Below are 17,137 nucleotides of genomic sequence, written 5' to 3' on the forward strand. Positions count from 1 at the left end.
GTTCATGAAAGCCTCGTTTTGTTACCTGCAAAACGCGGCAACAGCGACGCTTGTTCCCTGAAAAATGACGATACGCAGACGTTCGGGCGCGGTCGATCGGCCCCGGCGGGTCAGGCGACCGGTATCGCGATGCGGATCTCAAGACCGCTTTCGCGGTAGGCGCGCTCGACCGTTCCCGACAGCTCACCCATGACATTGGCGTCGATCAGGCGCGTGCCGAACCCCTTGCCCGACGGCTTCTCGATCGCTTCGTCGCCCCGCTCCACCCAGTCGAGAACAAGACGCCGGGAGCGCGCTGCCCCGTCGACGGTCCACGACACCGAGAGCCCGCCCGTGCCGTCGGTCATGTTGCCGTACTTCATCGCATTGGTGGCCAGTTCGTGGAACACCAGGCCGAGCGCATGCGTGGTCTTTTCGTCGAGAGAGACCTTCGGACCATCGATAGAGACATTGTCGAGGGTTTCGCCGAAGACCTGCTCCAGCTCCTGCGCAAGAAGCTCGTGCAGATCGGCCTTTTGCCAGCGCGAGCGGGTCAGCATGTCCTGAGCATTGGCCATTGCCTGCAAGCGGGCGGAAAACGAGGACGAAAACTCCTCGATGGTTTCGGAACTGCTCGCCGTCTGGCGGGAAATCGCGAGGATGCGAGCGATGGAATTCTTGATCCTGTGCTTCATCTCCTGAAGCATCAGATCCTTTTCCTGGATCGTTTTTTCGGAAATCTCGCGCACCTTGCGGGTCGCGGCCACCGCTCTCAGGCGCGAGCGGATGGAAACCGCGAGCGCGGCGGCAAACAACAGCGAGGCGGCGCCGAGAACGAAGGAACGCCAGTAGACGAGCGCGTTGGGCCGCGTGTGTGCCTCGACCACATTGACGGTCCAGCTTCGCCCGGCGACCTGGATGGACCGCTGTACCATGTGCCCGTCCTCACCCGGCTCGTCGGGATATCGTTCGGACCGAAACAGTAACGAACCGACGCCATCGGTGGTGTCTGTCGTCTCGACCCGGACCGGCAGGTGCGGCGGCCTCAGCAACGCGGCCCGATGCAGATCGCCGGCGCGGAACGGCGCATAGACGAACCCGCTCACGCGCTTCTCCGCGTCAGGGCCGGAGTTTCCGGCCGCTGGCTTTTCCGAAAAAGGCATGTAGACGAGGAAGCCGGCCTGCTTGTCCTCGGTGATCTCCTGAACCAGCTCGATGGGTGCGCTCGCCCGCATCTCACCGGCCGCCAGCGCGGCCCTCATGGCCTCGCGCCGACGTGCCTCGGTGAACATGTCATAGCCAAGCGCGACGCGATTGCGGGCGTCGGTCGGTTCGAGAAGGACGATCGGGGCGGAAAGCCCCTGATCCGTTTCAGGCCAGACGGCCCGCTTCAGCCCATAATTGAAGCCGATCTCGCCGCCAACGGCATTGCGCTCCGCGGAAGGCAACAACCGGGCGAATCCGACGCCCTGGATGCCCTTGAAATAGCCGTTCAGATTGAGACCGGCGACGAAAGCGCGGAACGCGTCACTCGACACCTTGCCGTGGTTGGCGACGAAGAAGGAATTGGTCGCCGTCAGCAACGCCATATGCTGGCTGATGCGTTCCTCGATGCGGTCGACGGCATCGTCCGCGACGACCTCGAAACGCCGGGCTTCGGCCACTTCCTCGGCCCGGTACATGATGAACGTCAGGCCGAGGCCTGCCGCCGAGGCCACCAGAAAAAACACCAGAGGCAGATACCGCTTCATACGCTCTCTTCCGCTGACCAGACTGCCAGTCCCGCGCGTCGGTATAAGCCCGCCGCGCCGCTCCCACAATAAACTTTTACATGCCCACCATGCCCAAAAGCAGCCATTTCAACTTGTAATTCACATTGTTGATTTTTCTATATTTTCGAAAACTGCCGTCGCGTCATCTGTGTTCTGTAAAACCTTCAGTATTGTTCCGTTGCGCGCCGGGGCCATTCCCAGCCACCCGACGGAAAAGATCCCGTTCATGAACGACCGGCCGTGTCTTTTGAAGAATATAATCCCTATCTCGACCGGAACCTTTCCCGGACAATCGCGTTTTATTCAGGCGGACAGCGATCCGCTCAGAAGAACGCAAAGGAGATTGTTATGAATTGGAACCAGGTCGAGGGTAATTGGGAGCAGTTCAAGGGCAAGGTCCAGGAGAACTGGGGCAAGCTGACCAACGACGACCTCGACGTCGTCGCCGGCAAGCGCAAGCAGCTCACCGGCCTCCTGCAGGAACGCTACGGCAAGGCCGAGGAAGACGCGGAGCGCGAGATCGACGACTGGCTCGGCCGCTCTTAGGTCGCGCGATCAACGAAGCCGACCAGGCATCGCTGATACAAAAACACCGCCCGTTTCGGGCGGTGTTTTTTTGCGCCGACGCGCGCGGGTTCCGCTGTGACGACGAAGACGGCAAGCCGGCTGGCTACGTCGGCAAGGCGACTTTTACTGCGCTTCCGTGAGGGGGAATTTCAGCTCGTAGGTGATTTCGTGCTCACCGATTTCGTAACGGCTCTTTCCGTTGACCGATGCCGGTACGATGCGTTCCAGAACGACGCTTCCGAAGTGCCGGTCTGTGGATTCGGCACCGTCCCTGGCAGACAGATCAGCCAGATCGCCAGCAGGGTCCGCAGCGACCGGCTCCCTCCAGGTGAGTTCGAGCAGCTTCGCGCCACCATCACCGTCATGCGATGTCGCGATCGTTATCTCGATGCCGCTGGAGCGACCCTGCCCCGCGCCGTGGCTGACTGCATTGACGATCAGCTCATGCAAGGCGAGACCGACATGGAGAGCGGCGTTCGGCGACAACAACACGTCGTCGCCGGAAACGGAAATCCTGAGGCGGCCTTGTTCGGCGTATTTGTCGAGCTGCTGATGGATCAGTTCCTTGACGAAAGCGCCGCGCCAGCTGGAGTCGGTCACGAGATCCTGGGAACGGGAAAGGGAATAGAGTCGGCCGCGGAACTTTCTCAGGAACCCGTCGACATCGACGGTGTGTTTCGCGGTTTGCGAGGCGATGCTTTGAATGATTGCGAGCAGGTTCTTGGACCGGTGGCTCATCTCGCGCAGCAGCGCACGCAGGACCTTCTCCCGCTTCTGCTTTTCCGAAAGGTCGACGATGGTGGTGAGGATGTGGGTCGAGCCATCGGGTGCGGCGACCGCCTCGACGTGAAAATCGAAGACATGGTCATCGTCGATCTGCAGCTCGGCATGGCTGGGCGCGTTTCCGGTGCGGGCCGCGCCCTTCATCTCTTCCAGACGCGCTGCGATCGCACCGCCGAAAATCGCTGCGTCGGTCGGCCTGTCGCCGGATTTGACGTTCCAGATCTCCGGTAGATTGGCGATATAAAGATAGTCGAGCTCACCATCCTGCAACGTCACGCAGACGCCCGAACGCAGGAGGGCAAGAATAAGATACTCCCGGAGCTGGCCTTCTGACTGGCCGGATTTTTGCCAAGTAAGTCGACGAACCACGAAAACCTCCAACGCGACAGCTCGGGATGTACCAATTCGAGCGCGGGCTGGTCTACTTGTCGATCAGCGAAAACCTCGTTGCGACACTCACGTCAAAACGGGCGCCCTGGAAGCCGGCGCCCGTTTTGTGGCCTTTACCCGCCGACTAGCGCGGCCGGCGGACGAAACCGAAAATCAGCGACGCGACGAGGAAGATCAGGAAAACGTAGAACAGCAACTGGGCGATACCTGCCGATGCCCCGGCAATGCCACCAAAGCCGAGCACGCCGGCAATAATGGCGATGACAAAAAACACGATAGCATAATACAGCATTCTGTTTCTCCTTCTGTGTTGCTATCTGTAAAATGCGTGACATCGTTTTTTGTTCCAAAAATTTTCCCTACATCACCCCTAGACGACCGAATGCGCCGCATCATTGAAGAACAGGGCCTGACTGATCAGCGCTTTGACCATATCCGGGTTGAACGGCTTGGTGACGAGGAAAGCAGGCTCCGGCCGCTCGCCCGTCAGCAGGCGCTCGGGAAAGGCGGTGATGAAGATGACCGGAATGGTATCGGTCTTGAGGATGTCGTTGACCGCATCGATGCCGGAACTTCCATCGGCGAGCTGAATGTCGGCGAGGATCATTTTCGGCGTTGTACGCTGGAACAGATCGACGGCCTCGGTGTGCGTGCGGGCGATACCCGTGACCCGGTGCCCGAGGCTTTCCACCATCTGCTCGATATCCATCGCGATCAGCGGCTCATCCTCGATGATCATGATGTCGGTCGCGACCTGACGCGATATCTCCTCGCTTGCGGTCGCCAGCAAGGCGGGGAACTCGTCTTCGTCGATGCCGAGGATCTCGGCCGCCTCGGCGGTGGAGAAATTCTCCACCGAGACCAGCAGGAAGGCCTGCCGGCCGAGAGGCGGGATCATTTTCAGATTTGCCGCCGCGCGTTTTTCCCATGCAAATGGAGACTCGTGATCCTCGATCTCGAGCCGCGTGGAACCAAACAGCCTCGCGAACAGTTTAAAAAGGGCGACGCGATCGCTTGAGGCTTCGGGAAAGGCCGAGACATCGGCGATCAAGGCCTCGAGAGTGGCCGCGACATAGGCGTCTCCCGACGTCTGCGAGCCGGCGACGGCGCGCGCATAGCGACGCAGATAAACAAGGTGAGGTGCGACGCGCGTGGAAAGCGACATTTAAGAGTCTCCCTGACTTTTCCGCATACGGGCTGGAGGGTAAACGCCGGCCGGTGAAAAAAGTTCCGGGAAGGTTGGAACGTTTTTTTGCTTCGCGCGTTTCACGACAAATGGACGAATGACAGGCACCCTGGAACAATGACTGGCATTGACAAAAAAACGGGCGCGGCCCCGGCAGGAAACAGCGGCGAAGCGGGCTTTGACGATCCCAATTCGCAGATCTCCATGAGGCTTCGCGAACTCTACAGTTCGGTCGAGGCAGAGGGGATTCCCGACCGTTTCCTCGATCTCCTCGAAAAACTCGACGAAGCTGAGAAGGCCTCCGGTCATGAGCAGTGAGCCGAAGACGGAGCAGCCGAGCTTCAAGCGGGAGATGCTCGCCTGCCTGCCGAACCTGCGCGCTTTCGCGGTATCCCTCGTCGGCAGTCCGGACCGTGCGGACGACCTCGTGCAGGACACGATCATGAAGGCGTGGGCAAAGCAGCACAGCTTCGAGCTCGGCACCAACATGAAGGCCTGGCTGTTCACGATCCTGCGCAACGATTTCTACAGCCAGATGCGCAAACGGGGTCGCGAGGTTCAGGACAGCGACGGCACGTTCACGGCGCAACTCGCCGTGCACCCGGGCCAGCACGGGTCGCTCGACCTGCAGGACTTCAAGGCGGCGCTGGAAAAGCTGCCGGACGACCAGCGTGAAGCGATCCTGCTGGTTGGCGCCTCCGGCTTTGCCTATGAAGAGGCCGCCGAAATCTGCGGCTGCGCGGTCGGAACCATCAAGAGCCGCGTCAATCGCGCCCGCAATCGCTTGCAGGAACTGCTCGAGGTCTCCGGCCAGGCCGACTACGGCCCGGATGCGGACATGGCGGCCGCGACCCACGGTGGACCGGTCTTCTGACATTCCGGCCGCGCCGCGATCATGTCGGCAGGACGTATCTCTCGAGAGCGGCCTGCACCGCGGCGACGAGATTGCCGTCGCCATATGGCTTCAGCACCACGGGATAGCCGCACAGGCCCGGCAGCCCGTCCGCGTAGTCGACGCATGTCGTTGAAAAGACGATCGGGACCCTGCTTTCGACAAGCCCGTCGATGAGCGCGGCGTGGCGTTTCAGATCGGCTCCGATGTCCAGCACCACGGTATCGAAGTCCTTTCTGCCCAGATGGGCCGGGCAATTCGCGGGCGAGCTGATGGTCACCTCGCAACGCAGTCCGGTCGTCAAGATCTGTTCCGCATCCATGGCGATCAGGTATTCGCCGTCGACGACGAGCACACGCGGGGTCATTTTTCCAAGCCAATCGTGTTCGCAGGAGAGGCCGCGACAAGAGCGCGTTGCGAGGCTCACGTCATTTAAAAAAGACACGTAACGTTGCGGGAGGGAACAAATTTGCTCCCCGCACGTTTCCGTCAAAACCATTTCAGGAAAGACGATGAGCAAAACCCAACCGACAAAGGCGGCGCGGACGAAGTGCAAGAACTGCCCGTTGGCCGAGTTCAAACACTTCCGGACGTTCAACGCGCCCGAATTGTCGTTCGTGTCGGACTTCAAGACGGGCGAGCTGTCGGCCGATGCCGGCGCGACCATTCTGGTCGAGGGCGCTCACAGTGCCCATCTCTACACGCTGCTGTCGGGCTGGGCGTTCCGCTACAAGATCCTCGAGGACGGCCGCCGGCAGATATTGAACTATGTCGTTCCCGGCGATCTTATCGGCTTGCAGGCAAGCCTGATGGGAGAGATGCAGCATTCGGTCGAGGCATTGACACCGGTCACGCTGTGCGTTTTCGAACGCGACCGGCTGACCGACCTGTTCGCCAATCACCCGACGCTTGCCTTCGACGTGACCTGGATCGCGGCGCGCGAGGAGCGCATCCTCGACGAACATCTGCTGAGCATCGGCCGCCGTTCGGCGCTGGAGCGGGCGGCCTATCTGCTTGCCTTCCTGCATCGCCGCGCCAGCACTGTCGGACTGATCGGCAGCGGCCGGCAGACGATCCCGATCACTCAGTATCATGTCGCAGACACGCTGGGTCTTTCCGTCGTGCACACCAACAAGACGCTTCGCAAACTCGCTAACCGGGACATGATCCGCTGGCTTGATCGCGGCTGCGAGGTGCTGAATTTCGACGGTCTTTGCGAAATCGCCAGCTGGAGTCCGGCACCCGAGACCTGCCGCCCCTTCATCTGAGCGTCGGCGCGATGCTACCGTCGAAGCGAACAGGCGAGGATCCTCGGTGATCGGCAATTTTCTGACCAAACCGGTTTTTCTTCTGCTAACCGTCCCCGCCGCGATCGCGGTCGGCATCGGGCTTATGCCCCTGCCGCTCGTTTTCCTCGAAAAGATGGTCTTCGCGAGCACCTGGAAGGCGCTTCCGCTCTCCACGGATATTGACACGGCACGCACGCTTCTGTCGGTAATCGCCACCGGCGCGATGACGGCGCTCAGCCTCGCCTACTCGCTGGTTCTGGTCGTTTTTACCCTCGCCGCCGGCAATATCGGACCGCGCCTGTTGAAGCGCTTCACCGGCGAACTGGTCAACCAGGTCACGGCCGGCATTCTCGGCGGAACGTTCCTCTATTCCCTGCTGACCATCTATTTCGTGCGCTCCGACTTCGTACCGCGCTCGGCGATCCTGGGCGCGCTCATGCTCGCGATCGTCTCGGTGATCCAACTGATCTTTTTCGTCAGGCACGTTTCGGAAAGCGTCTCCGTCGATGACGAGATCGCCAAGATCTCCGGCCGGGTCACCAAGCTGCTGGGTCGTGGCGCCAGCGACGCCGGCGAGGACATTTCCCCGGATGCCGATTTCAGCCATTCGATCACCAGCACGGCAACAGGGTATGTCGGTCGGATCGACCGGGCATCGCTGGTGACCCTCGCCGCCAAGAGCGGCATTGTGGTTCGGCTCGACGTGCCACCCGGCACCTTCGTCCAATCGGGCGACTGCCTCGTCAGGACATCCGCGGAGACCGATCAGGGGACCGAGGAGAAAATTCTCGCCCTGATCGCAATCGACCCGTCCCGTTCGGATGACCAGACAGTCGTCTTTTCCATCAACCTCCTGGTCGAGATCGCCTTGCGTGCGTTGTCGCCGGGAACCAACGACACGTTCACCGCGCTTGCTGTTGTCGACAGCCTGTCGAAGGTCTTTGCGGAAATGGAGGGCCGCGACCGGGAGCCCGCCGCCGAATGGGACAAGGATGGCGACATTCGCCTCGTCATATCGGGCCTGACGATGAAACAGCTCATGGGACAGGCCTTTCATCCGCTGCGCCGGGCCTCACGCGGAAACATCCTGATGGCGCAGGGTTTCGCGCGGGCCCTCGCCCGCCTCTATGTCACCGAAAGCCAGCAAATGCGGGAACTCGTCGAAAGCCATGTGGACCTGCTCGTCGCGGATCTGCGCGACACGGCCGAAATCCATATCCACGATGTGACGAGCGTCATCGAGTGCCTGCCGACACCTTTGCAGGAAACCGCCCGCAGCGAGCTTCAGGGAAACTGAAACACAACCAAGACCGCCGTCCGCGACGGGCGGAAGGCTCCCTGTCGTGCCGGCTTTCCCGAAACGGTTCGGCGCGCGAGGCCCCACCGACAAGGCCGCTGCGATCGGTTACGCAAAAGAGAAAGCGGACGTGCATCTCCGATGCACGTCCGCTTTGTTTTCAAGACCCGGCTCAAGGTCCGTCATTGCCCCATTCAAAGCGTGGCAGCGCTTTCCTCTTCGACCGCCGCCAGAGGATCGTAGCCGAGAAACTGCAGAGCGAGGTCGATCTCCCGCAGGTCGTTGGTGGATCCGTCCTCGCTGATCATGCCGCCCTCGGTGGCAGCCCTTTGCTGGTCGCGCGCGTCGTCGCGCATCCTCAGCAGTTCCTCGATCCGTTCGTTCGGCGTGAGCGTCTTGTCGTCGAGAACGTTCGAGATCCGCTCTTTCATCGGAACATGAGTCAGCATTTCGATACTCCTTTCATTTCAGCTACGTGTTTTGCTGCCGCCGAGACCGTTTCAATCGAGCCGGCACGGCAGCACCTGTTCGATCAATCCTCGGAGTCGGCACCGAGGAAGCGCTGCGAAACCAGCAGCAGACCACCAGCCGCAAGCACTGCCGCAAGGGGATGATCCTTGATCAGGCGCGGCAACGCGGTGGCTGCGGCAGACGCGCCGACCATGCCGATCGCCGGCCGTTTCCTCGCCCTCCGGCGGTCGCGGCGGTTCAGGATCGCGACAATCGCCAGAACGATCAGCGCCGTGGCAATCAGCGCCAGTGCCAGAACCATGCTGGCCGCGGCCGGGCCAATCGTTTCGGAAAGATAGAGCCCCCCACCGATCAGCGCGGCGACGTAGCCCGACAGCGCCAGCAGCAAGATCAGCGCATAGAGCAAGACGTTTCGTCGGGTCCGCCGCAGCCTGGCGCCGATATCCGACGATGCCGCGCTGATCGCGAGAGGCAGCAAGCGGTACATGCCGCTACTTCCTGACCACGAGGGCGACGAGGAAGCCGATGCCGGCGGCCACCGCGAGAGACTGCAGCGGATTCTTGCGGATACGGCGCTTCATCTGCCGTTCGAGCCGGGCATATTCGTGCTGAATGGCCTCGAGCGCGTCTTCGCTCGCCTGCAGAAGATCTTCCGCGCCTTCGCTTGCACGGGCCGAGTAGTCGCCGGCCTTTGCCTTGCCGGCCTCGGCAATGGTGCGCGCCAGATCGCCGATCTCGCCGCGAATTTTTTCCATGCGGCTCTCGAGATCCTGAACATCGGCATTGCCGGTGTCCGATTTACTCGTCGATGAGTTCGCAGAACGGGCTGTTGCCATTGTCTCTTCTCCTGTCGATTTCAGTTCCGGGTGGCCCTGGCGCCTGACGCTGTCATCATTTCCGGTGTTGTTATGTTGTTTCCACCCGGTTTCAGCGCGCGCATCCTCCCGCTCGTGTATCCAGAACGCGGTGCCTGGCGTTATTGTTCCGCCAAAAAGGAAAAAAGCGCCGGTGTTGCCGGCGCTCTTCCCTCATTACCCTGAATTTTGCCCGGGAGAATTAGCGAACGAGAACGGCGTCGCGATTCGACTTGTAGGCTTCTTCCGAGTAGGCGGTATAGGTCTCGAGCTGCGCCTGGGTGTACGGCGTGTAGATGCTCATGTCGCCGTCGACGTCCTTGAAGATATCGAGCTGCGACGCATCAAGCGCGATCGGCTTTTCGCCGATGCCGAGGAAGCCGCCAACGTCGACGATATAGGCCTCGACGTCGCCCGTGGTCGACACGATCACGTCACCGATCTCACCGATATCCTTGTCGTTCTGACCGTAGACACGGGTGCCGATCAGGTTTTCCGCGCTCAGCGTGTCGCGATTGACGATCTTCATGCCGTCGCGAACATCGGTCACCTTGTCGTCGGTAGCCGTCACGCGCTCGTCGGTCTTGGTGACGTCGGTGCCGGACTTCTCCATCGTCTCTTCCGTCGCGGCCATGTCCGTCTTGGTCATCATCGGCTCGCTAGTGGAGACCTTCTTCATGACCGTCGCGCGATCGAATTCCGGCGCCGATTCCAGGTCTTCCTTGGTTGCATTGATGGAGAGGATCATCTCGTCCTCATGGCGGACCCAGTTGACGCGTTCGAACGCCACCGCCACGTCCTTCTCGCCAATGCCGAGGAAGCCCCCGACGCCGACGACGATCGCGTCAGCCATGCCGTTTTCCGACATCACGATGTCGTTGACATCGCCGATCTCGCTCATGTCGGCGCCCTTGCCGCTGTAGACGGTCTTGCCGAGCAACGAGGAGGCGAGGATCTGGCTGTCCGCAGTCCTGACGTAGCCGTTCATATGGTAGGACGGCGCCTTCCAGTTCGGGTCGATGGTGAAGACGGTGACGGTGTGGACCGTCGTTTCGGTGCCTTCGGCCGTCTTGTCCTCGGCGACGGCGGCGCCGGTCAAGATCATGGTGGCGATGGCGGTCGTGGTGAGCAGCTTGCGGATCATGTTATGATCTCCCTGTATGTCCCTTGTGGCGTATGAGCCGCGCCTTGCGTGTAAGTTTCCTAGGCTGACCGCAGGGCGCGGCTGTCAGACAGTGTGGAAACGGCCGCTGGCGGAAAAGGTTCCCGATCGATTGACGCGCGCCGGCAAACTCGCGGCTGCAGGGAATGGACTTTTGGAGGGTTTCCGGCACTTCAACTGACGATCGCAACGACACGCCAAGGTCGCACCAGGAGGCTAAGCCCGACATGGCGCGCGCGGTTTTGCAGCTTTTTCAGTTCTGATCAGACGAAAGAACGGCCACCGGCGGCAGTGTGCCGCGCCAGCCGTAACGTGGCAGTGTACAGCGCCGGCCGGAACTCTGTGCCCGGCGCATCACGACAATCTGCCGGGCGCTCGCTTAGTCGACGGACAAAAGCGCCCGCCAAGCTTTGCCCGCGTGATCGCGTTGGCGCCAAGCGCTCAGGCAACGGATCTGATTGTGGGGAGAAAATGGTGCCCAGGGGCGGAATCGAACCACCGACACGCGGATTTTCAATTCTCGGCAAGGAAATTCCCACATCACCCCGTAAGCACCTTCAGGCCTTCAAAGTGCTGGATTTGCTGAGATAGAGTTCACATCCGTGCGCCCGCGGCATCCCCCCAGCGCCCAAGAAGACGGTACCACCAAGGTACAACGCTTGGCGTGATCGGTTACTCGAACCGCCAGCGGCGCAGTTCGCTCGCATACCATTTCCAAAGGAACTGTGTTGCTGGAAGCGGTGCAGGTCGGCTTTCAAAGCACGCTCGAACTTCAACCCCCGAAAGAAGACATCACCGAGCATCCTCGCTGTCGGACGCGACCTGATTTTCTCATCGAACCTGCCACACGTGAATGACGGGCTTGTTGCTGTCGGCGTGTGGCTCCAACACATAGAGATGGTCGCCGACGCGATCGTAGGCGATGGCACCGATGCGCTGCAGCCGCTGGTCGCCTAAGCCGAGTTCGGGCAGATCGCCGGCATTCAGCAGCAGATTGTCGTCGACCACCAGACGCGCATAGGGCTGCGGCTCGAAGGGCTCAAGCGCGCCGGTCGCGACCTTCGCGAGATCGTTCGGATCGTACAGGATGAACTGCGCCTCGAAACGATTGGACCACCAGCCGCGCACGCCGTTATGCGCTTTGCATTCCTGATAGTCTTCGCGGGGACAGGGCTGACCGCTGGCCATACTGCAAGACCATTCTTCGCCGGACGATCCGGCAAAGACGCACGGGAACTGCGGGCCCTCAAGATTGGCGAAGCCATACCAGAAACGCTCGCCGACACCCTTTGTCCCGGCGAAAAGCACGGCGGCCTTGCCGGTTGTGGTGGTCAGCCAGGCGCCGCCCTCCCAGGAATCCGGATGCTGATAGCCTTCGAGAATCCGCGCCGGATCGAACCCCTCTTCCGAGCTTTGGTAATTGAGTAGGGTCGTCGACGCCAATTCCGTTCCCGGCCCCGGGAACACTCCCTCGTCGTCCCACGACCGATAGGCGATCAGGCTTGGGCCCATACCCGACCAGCCGCCGTCGCGAAAACGGCCGGTCGCTAGAACGCGACCTTCGGCGAAGCGATCCGCCCAGTCTCTCGGAATTTCGAACAAATAGTCGTTGACGCTGAAAGTCGAATGGCCGGCGAGCCGCCACGGACCCTGGAAGTTCGGCCGCTCCAGATCCGGGTCGAAGACGCCATGGGTGCCTTCGGCGATGTCCGTACCCATGTGCTGGCCGAAGGCGATGTGAACCTTTGGGCCGGTCGCCGGCGTATCGAGATATTCGAGGCCAACGCGCGGCAATTCACTGTTGCGGGCAAAGCTGGTGCCGGTGACGTTCTGCAGTTGCTGCAGGATCGTCGCTGTTGGCAAATCGTTAAGCTTGCGCGACGCACCGGGTGCCGGAATGGCAATTTCGGCGATCTGCCTGCCACTCGGCAACTGATAGGGATGCCCGGTAATGAAAAGCGACCCGGGGAAGCCGTCATCGGGACCCTTCGGGTCGCCCCCGCAGCGATAGGTCAGAGCGTGGGCACCCCAGGCAAAGCTGTTGTCCTCGTCCTCGTCGAGGGGCAGCCGGAAGGCACCGAGATAATGGAAATCATCGACCGAAACCGTTCGCGCCCCGATCTCCGGCTCCGTCGGCCGCGCGCGATCCTGTGCCAACGCACGCGCCGGTGACGTGGCGACGATTGTTGTCGCCAGAAGCAGCGCTCCGACGGTTAGAACTTCAGAAGCTGGAATCGCTGAACGCCTCGCCATGACGCTATCTCCTCGAGCACGACCGATCGGAAGGACGGCACCTGCCGGTCAACCGCACGGTCTCGCGGTGACACGGCAGTAAATCTCACCCGGTCGCTTCGGACGGCATTCGATGCGTTTGTTGCGGGCCTTGCTCCAATGGGAATAGCGCTCGCCATACTGGCTCCGCACCTTCTCCTCCCAGTCGCGGATGGCGAAGGTGCGGGCATTGGTCTCATTGTTCATGGTGGCGGCCTCGGTGACGTCCGACTTGCAGACGAACGCCCTGAACGGCTGCTGCGGCTGCCAGGGCCTGACCCGCGGGTCAGTAACCGGAATGATGCCGCCATCGTCCGACTGAAACTGGACCGGACCGACTTGCCAAGAAGAGAGCGAGCCAGCGAATGTTTCATTTCCCGGGAAACTGGCGAGCGCGAGTGCAAGCAATCCGCCAAAACCAAGTTTGGCCATCGTTTTCATCGCAGACCTCCGGTTTTTCCTGGCTGGCGCTTCTGAGGCTTGGAGGTTGCCAGACGAATGCATGACTACTTGATGCATTTCCGGGCAACCCTGTTCCACTTCAGTCCCTTCGGACAGCCACAGAAGAAGGCGTTCCGCTGTTTCGGAACCGGCTTGGCGATACGGCCGCCGTCGCAGACGCAACGGTTGCCGACCACCTTGCCGAAGCGACAGGAGATTTCGACAATGCACTGCCGTTTCACCTTGTCCCAAACCTGGCCATCACGGCAGCCGCAGAAGAAAGCGTTGCGTTTGCCACGGATCGGTTTGGCAATACGGCCGCCGTCGCAGACGCAGCGGTTGCCGACCACCTTGCCGAAGCGACAGGAGATCTCGGCAACGCATTGGCGTTTCGCCTTGTCCCAACGCTGGCCGTCGCGGCAGCCACAGAAGAACGCATCACGTTTGCCGGGCACCGGCTTGGCGATACGACCGCCGTCGCAGACGCAGCGGTTGCCGGCCACCTTGCCGAAGCGGCATGTGATCGTGGCAACGCATTGGCGTTTGCGCGGATCCCATCTCTGGGTGCCCGGGCAACTGCAGAAGTAGGCGGACTGCCGGTCGGGATCCCGTCGGGCGACCCGCCCGCCGGTGCACAGGCACTGTCCATTTCGCACCGTCCCGCCAACACAGGTGATCTGCTGGCTGGGTTCGGCGACACACTCGCCCGTTCGTTCATCGACGACGGTACCCGGCGGGCATTCCTCCTGCGACTGGGCCGGCTCGGCAACGCATTCGCCGGTCTGTTCGTCGATCACCGTCCCGGCAGGACATTCCTCATCGGAAGCGACCGGTTCGGCAACGCATGCGCCGGTCTGCTCGTCGACGACGGTCCCCGCAGGGCATTCCTCTTCCGGCTCGGCTGACCCGGCGACGCATTCGCCAGTCTGTTCATCGACCACGGTTCCGGCCGGGCATTCCTCTTCCACTTCAGCCGGCGCGGCGACGCAGTCGCCGGTGTTCTCGTCAATGATGGTCCCCGCAGGGCAATCCTCGACGGCCTGATCAGGTTGGGCCGCTTCCTCGGCGGCATCGTCGATGTTTTCCGACACCGCCTCGAATTGCGGTGGCGATCCGCCGCGACGGATACGCGTGCTGATCGTCACGATCCTCGGATCGCCGGTCGGGACGATCTCGATGATCCGTTCACTGCCGTCGAAAAGCGCCAGCGTGAACCTGACCTTGCGCTGATCATGGACACCTTCGCGGTCGCGGGCGACGAAGAGAAAGTTCTCCGGCCAGCTTGTCGTCCATTCGAACAGACGGCCTTCGCCGCTGAACGCGATAGCCGGATGGCCGGGCGGTATTCTGAGTGAGTTTTGGTCCGCATCCCAGGACTGGAATTCCTCCCACTCCTTCGTTGTGGCGTTGCGCCCGTAGCGGGTGATCCGCGCCTGCGTGACCCGCCGTCCATAGCCCAGACGGGCATCCAACGCGATGTTGTCGCAGGCGGTGTTTTCCGGCTCGACGACGAATGTCCGGTTTTCGAAGAACTGCCGATCCGGATCCAGTTCATAGACGCGGTGCCTTGGATCGGCGCTGCGTTCGCACCGGATCTGGATGCCGTAGGTGTTCGGCGGCGCAATCTCGATGTAACGCGTCGTGGCATCGTCGAAATCGAGCTTGATGCGGGAGCGGAAGCGCCGGGTCTCGACCAGATCATAGCTGGCACCCAGGTCCCCTGTGCGCCAGTGAGCGACGCTTTGCCGACCGGAATACCCGTTGACCGGCGCCCGCGCATCGATTGTACCGGCAGATCTCAGGGTTGCGGGATCGTTCCGCCAATACCCGGTCACCGGATCGTAAGCGAAGTTTTGAAGCTCCGCGCCGGTGACGGTTGCGGACCCTCCATCCGCATAGAAGACGTTGATTGCGTCGCACGCGGTCGGGCGCGGCTCGGTGATGAACAGGTCTTCAACGCTGGTGTGGAGCGTACGGACGGCCCTGCCCCCGACAAGGCATTCGACCCGGACGCCGAAGAACGGCTTTTCGCAACTCGGCGCGATGGTCGTCGGCATCGGGCACAGACGGCGCACATTTGCGGGATCGATGGCACCTTCAGGACCGACAGCGGCGTCGATCCGCTGATCGAGTTGCCGCGCCCATCCGCCGGGCTCGCAGCCACCGTTCAGATGCTGGTTCCAGACAATCAGGGCGCGCACATTGCCGAGAAAAGCAGTCTGGCGCCGGCTCAGTTCCGTGAGTTCGGCCGCAGTGGTCGGCGGCGACGGCCCGTCGCAGGCCGATGTGCCGTTCGACAGGCCCCAGTCGGTCCAGGTCTCGATCTCATCGAGATCTTCGTAAACCCAGAATTTCGGCCTCGGCCCGGAGATCGTCGGCAATTGTTCCTGAGGATCTCCGGTCTTTCCGGAGCACTGCATCTTGAAGTTGGAGTTGCGGGTCAGGTGCGTGTTCGAGACGATGATCGCTCGCGGAAGGTCGTCGTTTCCGACGTCGGCATAACCAATGATCGGCATGAAGTGCTGGCCGCCGCGGGACACCATAATCAACGGGATATTGTTGTCGATGAAGCCCTTTATGATCATGCGGGCGACGGTGACGTCGTTCTCCGTCTCGACCGAGAACGGCCGTGCGTCGTTACAGCCAACAACAGTGCGCCGGTTCATGTAACCGTACATGCCGAGCCGGGCAGTCCAGATGCAAGTGTTGCCGACGCCCGCAACGTTTCCGCAGCCGCCCCTGGAGGCATTGAGCCAGGTTTCGAACTGGTTCGAAGGCGGCGAGCATTGGCCGTAGCGCGGAATGGGCGTGTTCGCGACGCCATCCTGGAAGTATCCGTCGCAGGTCGCCGTAGCGGTCGACTGGTTGAACAGGTTGCCGAAGAACACGCCGTCAGCGGCGCTCTGATCGACGGCGCCCTCCCGGCTGCGGTAGGCCTCGTACTCCGCGGCCAAATGTTCAGACGAGCCGAAATAGCCGACATCTGTCACGGCACCGCGAAGTTGGTCGGTCATATATCGCAGCGTGGCGTCATAGTGGACGTTCTGCTCGTAGCGGCTGAAATTGAGCTGCTCGGCGACCATACCCATCGAGAAGAACATGCACTGCGCGCTGTGCTGACGGTGCCGGCTCTCAAGGATATTCTGGCCGTTGCGCGGCTGAACGATCCAGTGCGGCACGCGCTGCAGATAGCCGGCGTCAAGATCGGCGAAGCTGTTGAAGCGTAGCGAGTCCGCCGCTGCGGGTCCCGTCGAAATCAGCAGGCTCGCGAGCACAATCGCAGCGTATTTTATAGCGCCGTGGAGCAGGGACGGCCTCTTTGCGGGCTCGATCGATTCCGGGCGCGTTTCAAAATGAAAAATGCGGCTGGCGACGCGGCTGAAACGGCTTGTCTTACTGTTCTTTGGAGGGTTTGTAGCAGACTGGAAGGGCGACTTCGGACATGCCGTCTTGTCCAGGATGTTTCGCGGGCTCGGCCGCTCTTTGCTCAATAACGAGAAAAGAATCGGCTGCTCACGTGAGATTTGCGCTTCCAACTTCATAGCCGGACCCCCCTATCAATAGCGGTAGTCAGGTTTTCGAAGCATTCTCAGAACGTCCGGAGTCCTATTTTCCTTGCGTTACCTGACCGCCGACTGACCTCTAAAAAGGATTAGGGGAAACAGTTTTCTCCTAACTGTAACCATCACATTTTTCTATTGTACTCGCTAATCTGGTCGAAAACATGATGGCTCGCTCACTACGGGAAGATAGGTGGCGTTGAGAAGCCTTAAATCGCGCCGG

Annotated in this window: 17 protein-coding genes; 5 read left to right on the forward strand and 12 right to left on the reverse strand. The window is 61.2% G+C overall.

Annotated elements, in window-relative coordinates:
* Window positions 1-110: 110 nt before the first annotated feature.
* Window positions 111-1,730, reverse strand: coding sequence for a histidine kinase (locus tag C0606_05960; protein ID PLX37810.1), 1,620 nt, complete (start codon window positions 1,728-1,730; stop codon window positions 111-113).
* A gap of 369 nt (window positions 1,731-2,099) precedes the next feature.
* On the opposite strand from C0606_05960, the gene C0606_05965 reads away from it, so the two are divergent.
* On the forward strand, window positions 2,100-2,297 hold the full coding sequence (locus tag C0606_05965; protein ID PLX37811.1) for a CsbD family protein: 198 nt from the start codon (window positions 2,100-2,102) through the stop codon (window positions 2,295-2,297).
* A gap of 144 nt (window positions 2,298-2,441) precedes the next feature.
* On the opposite strand, the gene C0606_05970 is transcribed toward C0606_05965, so the two are convergent.
* The 3 genes from C0606_05970 to C0606_05980 all read right to left on the reverse strand — a co-directional run bounded on the left by C0606_05970 (window position 2,442) and on the right by C0606_05980 (window position 4,656).
* A complete protein-coding gene (locus C0606_05970) occupies window positions 2,442-3,470 on the reverse strand; it encodes a sensor histidine kinase (protein PLX38704.1) in 1,029 nt (342 codons plus the stop codon).
* Between the two features lie 145 nt (window positions 3,471-3,615).
* Window positions 3,616-3,783 carry a DUF1328 domain-containing protein gene (locus tag C0606_05975; GenBank protein PLX37812.1) on the reverse strand — a complete coding sequence of 56 codons (168 nt, stop codon included), beginning with the start codon at window positions 3,781-3,783 and terminating at the stop codon, window positions 3,616-3,618.
* Between the two features lie 78 nt (window positions 3,784-3,861).
* On the reverse strand, window positions 3,862-4,656 hold the full coding sequence (locus C0606_05980) for a response regulator (protein ID PLX37813.1): 795 nt from the start codon (window positions 4,654-4,656) through the stop codon (window positions 3,862-3,864).
* A 147-nt stretch (window positions 4,657-4,803) separates the two neighbouring features.
* Between C0606_05980 and C0606_05985 the strand changes: the two genes are divergently transcribed.
* Together C0606_05985 and C0606_05990 are read left to right on the forward strand one after the other, a co-directional pair.
* Window positions 4,804-4,995 (forward strand): hypothetical protein, encoded by a 192-nt coding sequence (locus tag C0606_05985; GenBank protein PLX38705.1) that lies wholly within the window; start codon window positions 4,804-4,806, stop codon window positions 4,993-4,995.
* On the forward strand, window positions 4,985-5,551 hold the full coding sequence (locus C0606_05990) for an RNA polymerase subunit sigma (GenBank protein PLX37814.1): 567 nt from the start codon (window positions 4,985-4,987) through the stop codon (window positions 5,549-5,551). The genes C0606_05985 and C0606_05990 overlap by 11 nt, the downstream gene beginning before the upstream one ends.
* Before the next feature lie 19 nt (window positions 5,552-5,570).
* Here C0606_05990 and C0606_05995 read toward each other — a convergent pair whose 3' ends face one another.
* Window positions 5,571-5,936, reverse strand: a complete 366-nt coding sequence (locus C0606_05995) for a hypothetical protein (protein ID PLX37815.1) — start codon at window positions 5,934-5,936, stop codon at window positions 5,571-5,573.
* 145 nt (window positions 5,937-6,081) lie between these two features.
* Here C0606_05995 and C0606_06000 point away from each other — a divergent pair, with 145 nt between their 5' ends.
* Entirely contained in the window at window positions 6,082-6,837 is a 756-nt protein-coding gene (locus tag C0606_06000) for a hypothetical protein (GenBank protein PLX37816.1), read from the forward strand.
* Window positions 6,838-6,883: 46 nt separating this feature from the next.
* Window positions 6,884-8,155, forward strand: a complete 1,272-nt coding sequence (locus C0606_06005) for a hypothetical protein (protein PLX37817.1) — start codon at window positions 6,884-6,886, stop codon at window positions 8,153-8,155.
* Window positions 8,156-8,349: 194 nt separating this feature from the next.
* Here C0606_06005 and C0606_06010 read toward each other — a convergent pair whose 3' ends face one another.
* The 7 genes from C0606_06010 to C0606_06040 all read right to left on the reverse strand — a co-directional run bounded on the left by C0606_06010 (window position 8,350) and on the right by C0606_06040 (window position 16,629).
* Window positions 8,350-8,604, reverse strand: coding sequence for a hypothetical protein (locus tag C0606_06010; GenBank protein PLX37818.1), 255 nt, complete (start codon window positions 8,602-8,604; stop codon window positions 8,350-8,352).
* 83 nt (window positions 8,605-8,687) lie between these two features.
* Window positions 8,688-9,113 carry a hypothetical protein gene (locus tag C0606_06015; GenBank protein ID PLX37819.1) on the reverse strand — a complete coding sequence of 142 codons (426 nt, stop codon included), beginning with the start codon at window positions 9,111-9,113 and terminating at the stop codon, window positions 8,688-8,690.
* 4 nt (window positions 9,114-9,117) lie between these two features.
* A complete protein-coding gene (locus C0606_06020) occupies window positions 9,118-9,462 on the reverse strand; it encodes a hypothetical protein (GenBank protein ID PLX37820.1) in 345 nt (114 codons plus the stop codon).
* Window positions 9,463-9,682: 220 nt separating this feature from the next.
* Entirely contained in the window at window positions 9,683-10,624 is a 942-nt protein-coding gene (locus C0606_06025; protein ID PLX37821.1) for a hypothetical protein, read from the reverse strand.
* Window positions 10,625-11,473: 849 nt separating this feature from the next.
* Entirely contained in the window at window positions 11,474-12,799 is a 1,326-nt protein-coding gene (locus tag C0606_06030; GenBank protein ID PLX37822.1) for a hypothetical protein, read from the reverse strand.
* A gap of 144 nt (window positions 12,800-12,943) precedes the next feature.
* Window positions 12,944-13,354 carry a hypothetical protein gene (locus tag C0606_06035; GenBank protein ID PLX37823.1) on the reverse strand — a complete coding sequence of 137 codons (411 nt, stop codon included), beginning with the start codon at window positions 13,352-13,354 and terminating at the stop codon, window positions 12,944-12,946.
* Window positions 13,355-13,419: 65 nt separating this feature from the next.
* Window positions 13,420-16,629, reverse strand: a complete 3,210-nt coding sequence (locus tag C0606_06040) for a hypothetical protein (protein PLX37824.1) — start codon at window positions 16,627-16,629, stop codon at window positions 13,420-13,422.
* Window positions 16,630-17,137 lie beyond the last annotated feature (508 nt).

This window comes from Hyphomicrobiales bacterium, assembly GCA_002869065.1.
GTDB lineage: Bacteria > Pseudomonadota > Alphaproteobacteria > Rhizobiales > Rhodobiaceae > Rhodobium.

Bases quoted from the DNA above. Each gene is read 5' to 3' on its own strand.
- C0606_05975 (PLX37812.1), bottom strand. From the start codon at position 3,783: ATGCTGTATTATGCTATCGTGTTTTTTGTCATCGCCATTATTGCCGGC.
- C0606_06020 (PLX37820.1), bottom strand. From the start codon at position 9,462: ATGGCAACAGCCCGTTCTGCGAACTCATCGACGAGTAAATCGGACACC.
- C0606_06015 (PLX37819.1), bottom strand. From the start codon at position 9,113: ATGTACCGCTTGCTGCCTCTCGCGATCAGCGCGGCATCGTCGGATATC.
- C0606_06035 (PLX37823.1), bottom strand. From the start codon at position 13,354: ATGAAAACGATGGCCAAACTTGGTTTTGGCGGATTGCTTGCACTCGCG.
- C0606_06000 (PLX37816.1), top strand. From the start codon at position 6,082: ATGAGCAAAACCCAACCGACAAAGGCGGCGCGGACGAAGTGCAAGAAC.
- C0606_06025 (PLX37821.1), bottom strand. From the start codon at position 10,624: ATGATCCGCAAGCTGCTCACCACGACCGCCATCGCCACCATGATCTTG.
- C0606_05980 (PLX37813.1), bottom strand. From the start codon at position 4,656: ATGTCGCTTTCCACGCGCGTCGCACCTCACCTTGTTTATCTGCGTCGC.
- C0606_06010 (PLX37818.1), bottom strand. From the start codon at position 8,604: ATGCTGACTCATGTTCCGATGAAAGAGCGGATCTCGAACGTTCTCGAC.
- C0606_05995 (PLX37815.1), bottom strand. From the start codon at position 5,936: ATGACCCCGCGTGTGCTCGTCGTCGACGGCGAATACCTGATCGCCATG.
- C0606_05990 (PLX37814.1), top strand. From the start codon at position 4,985: ATGAGCAGTGAGCCGAAGACGGAGCAGCCGAGCTTCAAGCGGGAGATG.
- C0606_05965 (PLX37811.1), top strand. From the start codon at position 2,100: ATGAATTGGAACCAGGTCGAGGGTAATTGGGAGCAGTTCAAGGGCAAG.
- C0606_05960 (PLX37810.1), bottom strand. From the start codon at position 1,730: ATGAAGCGGTATCTGCCTCTGGTGTTTTTTCTGGTGGCCTCGGCGGCA.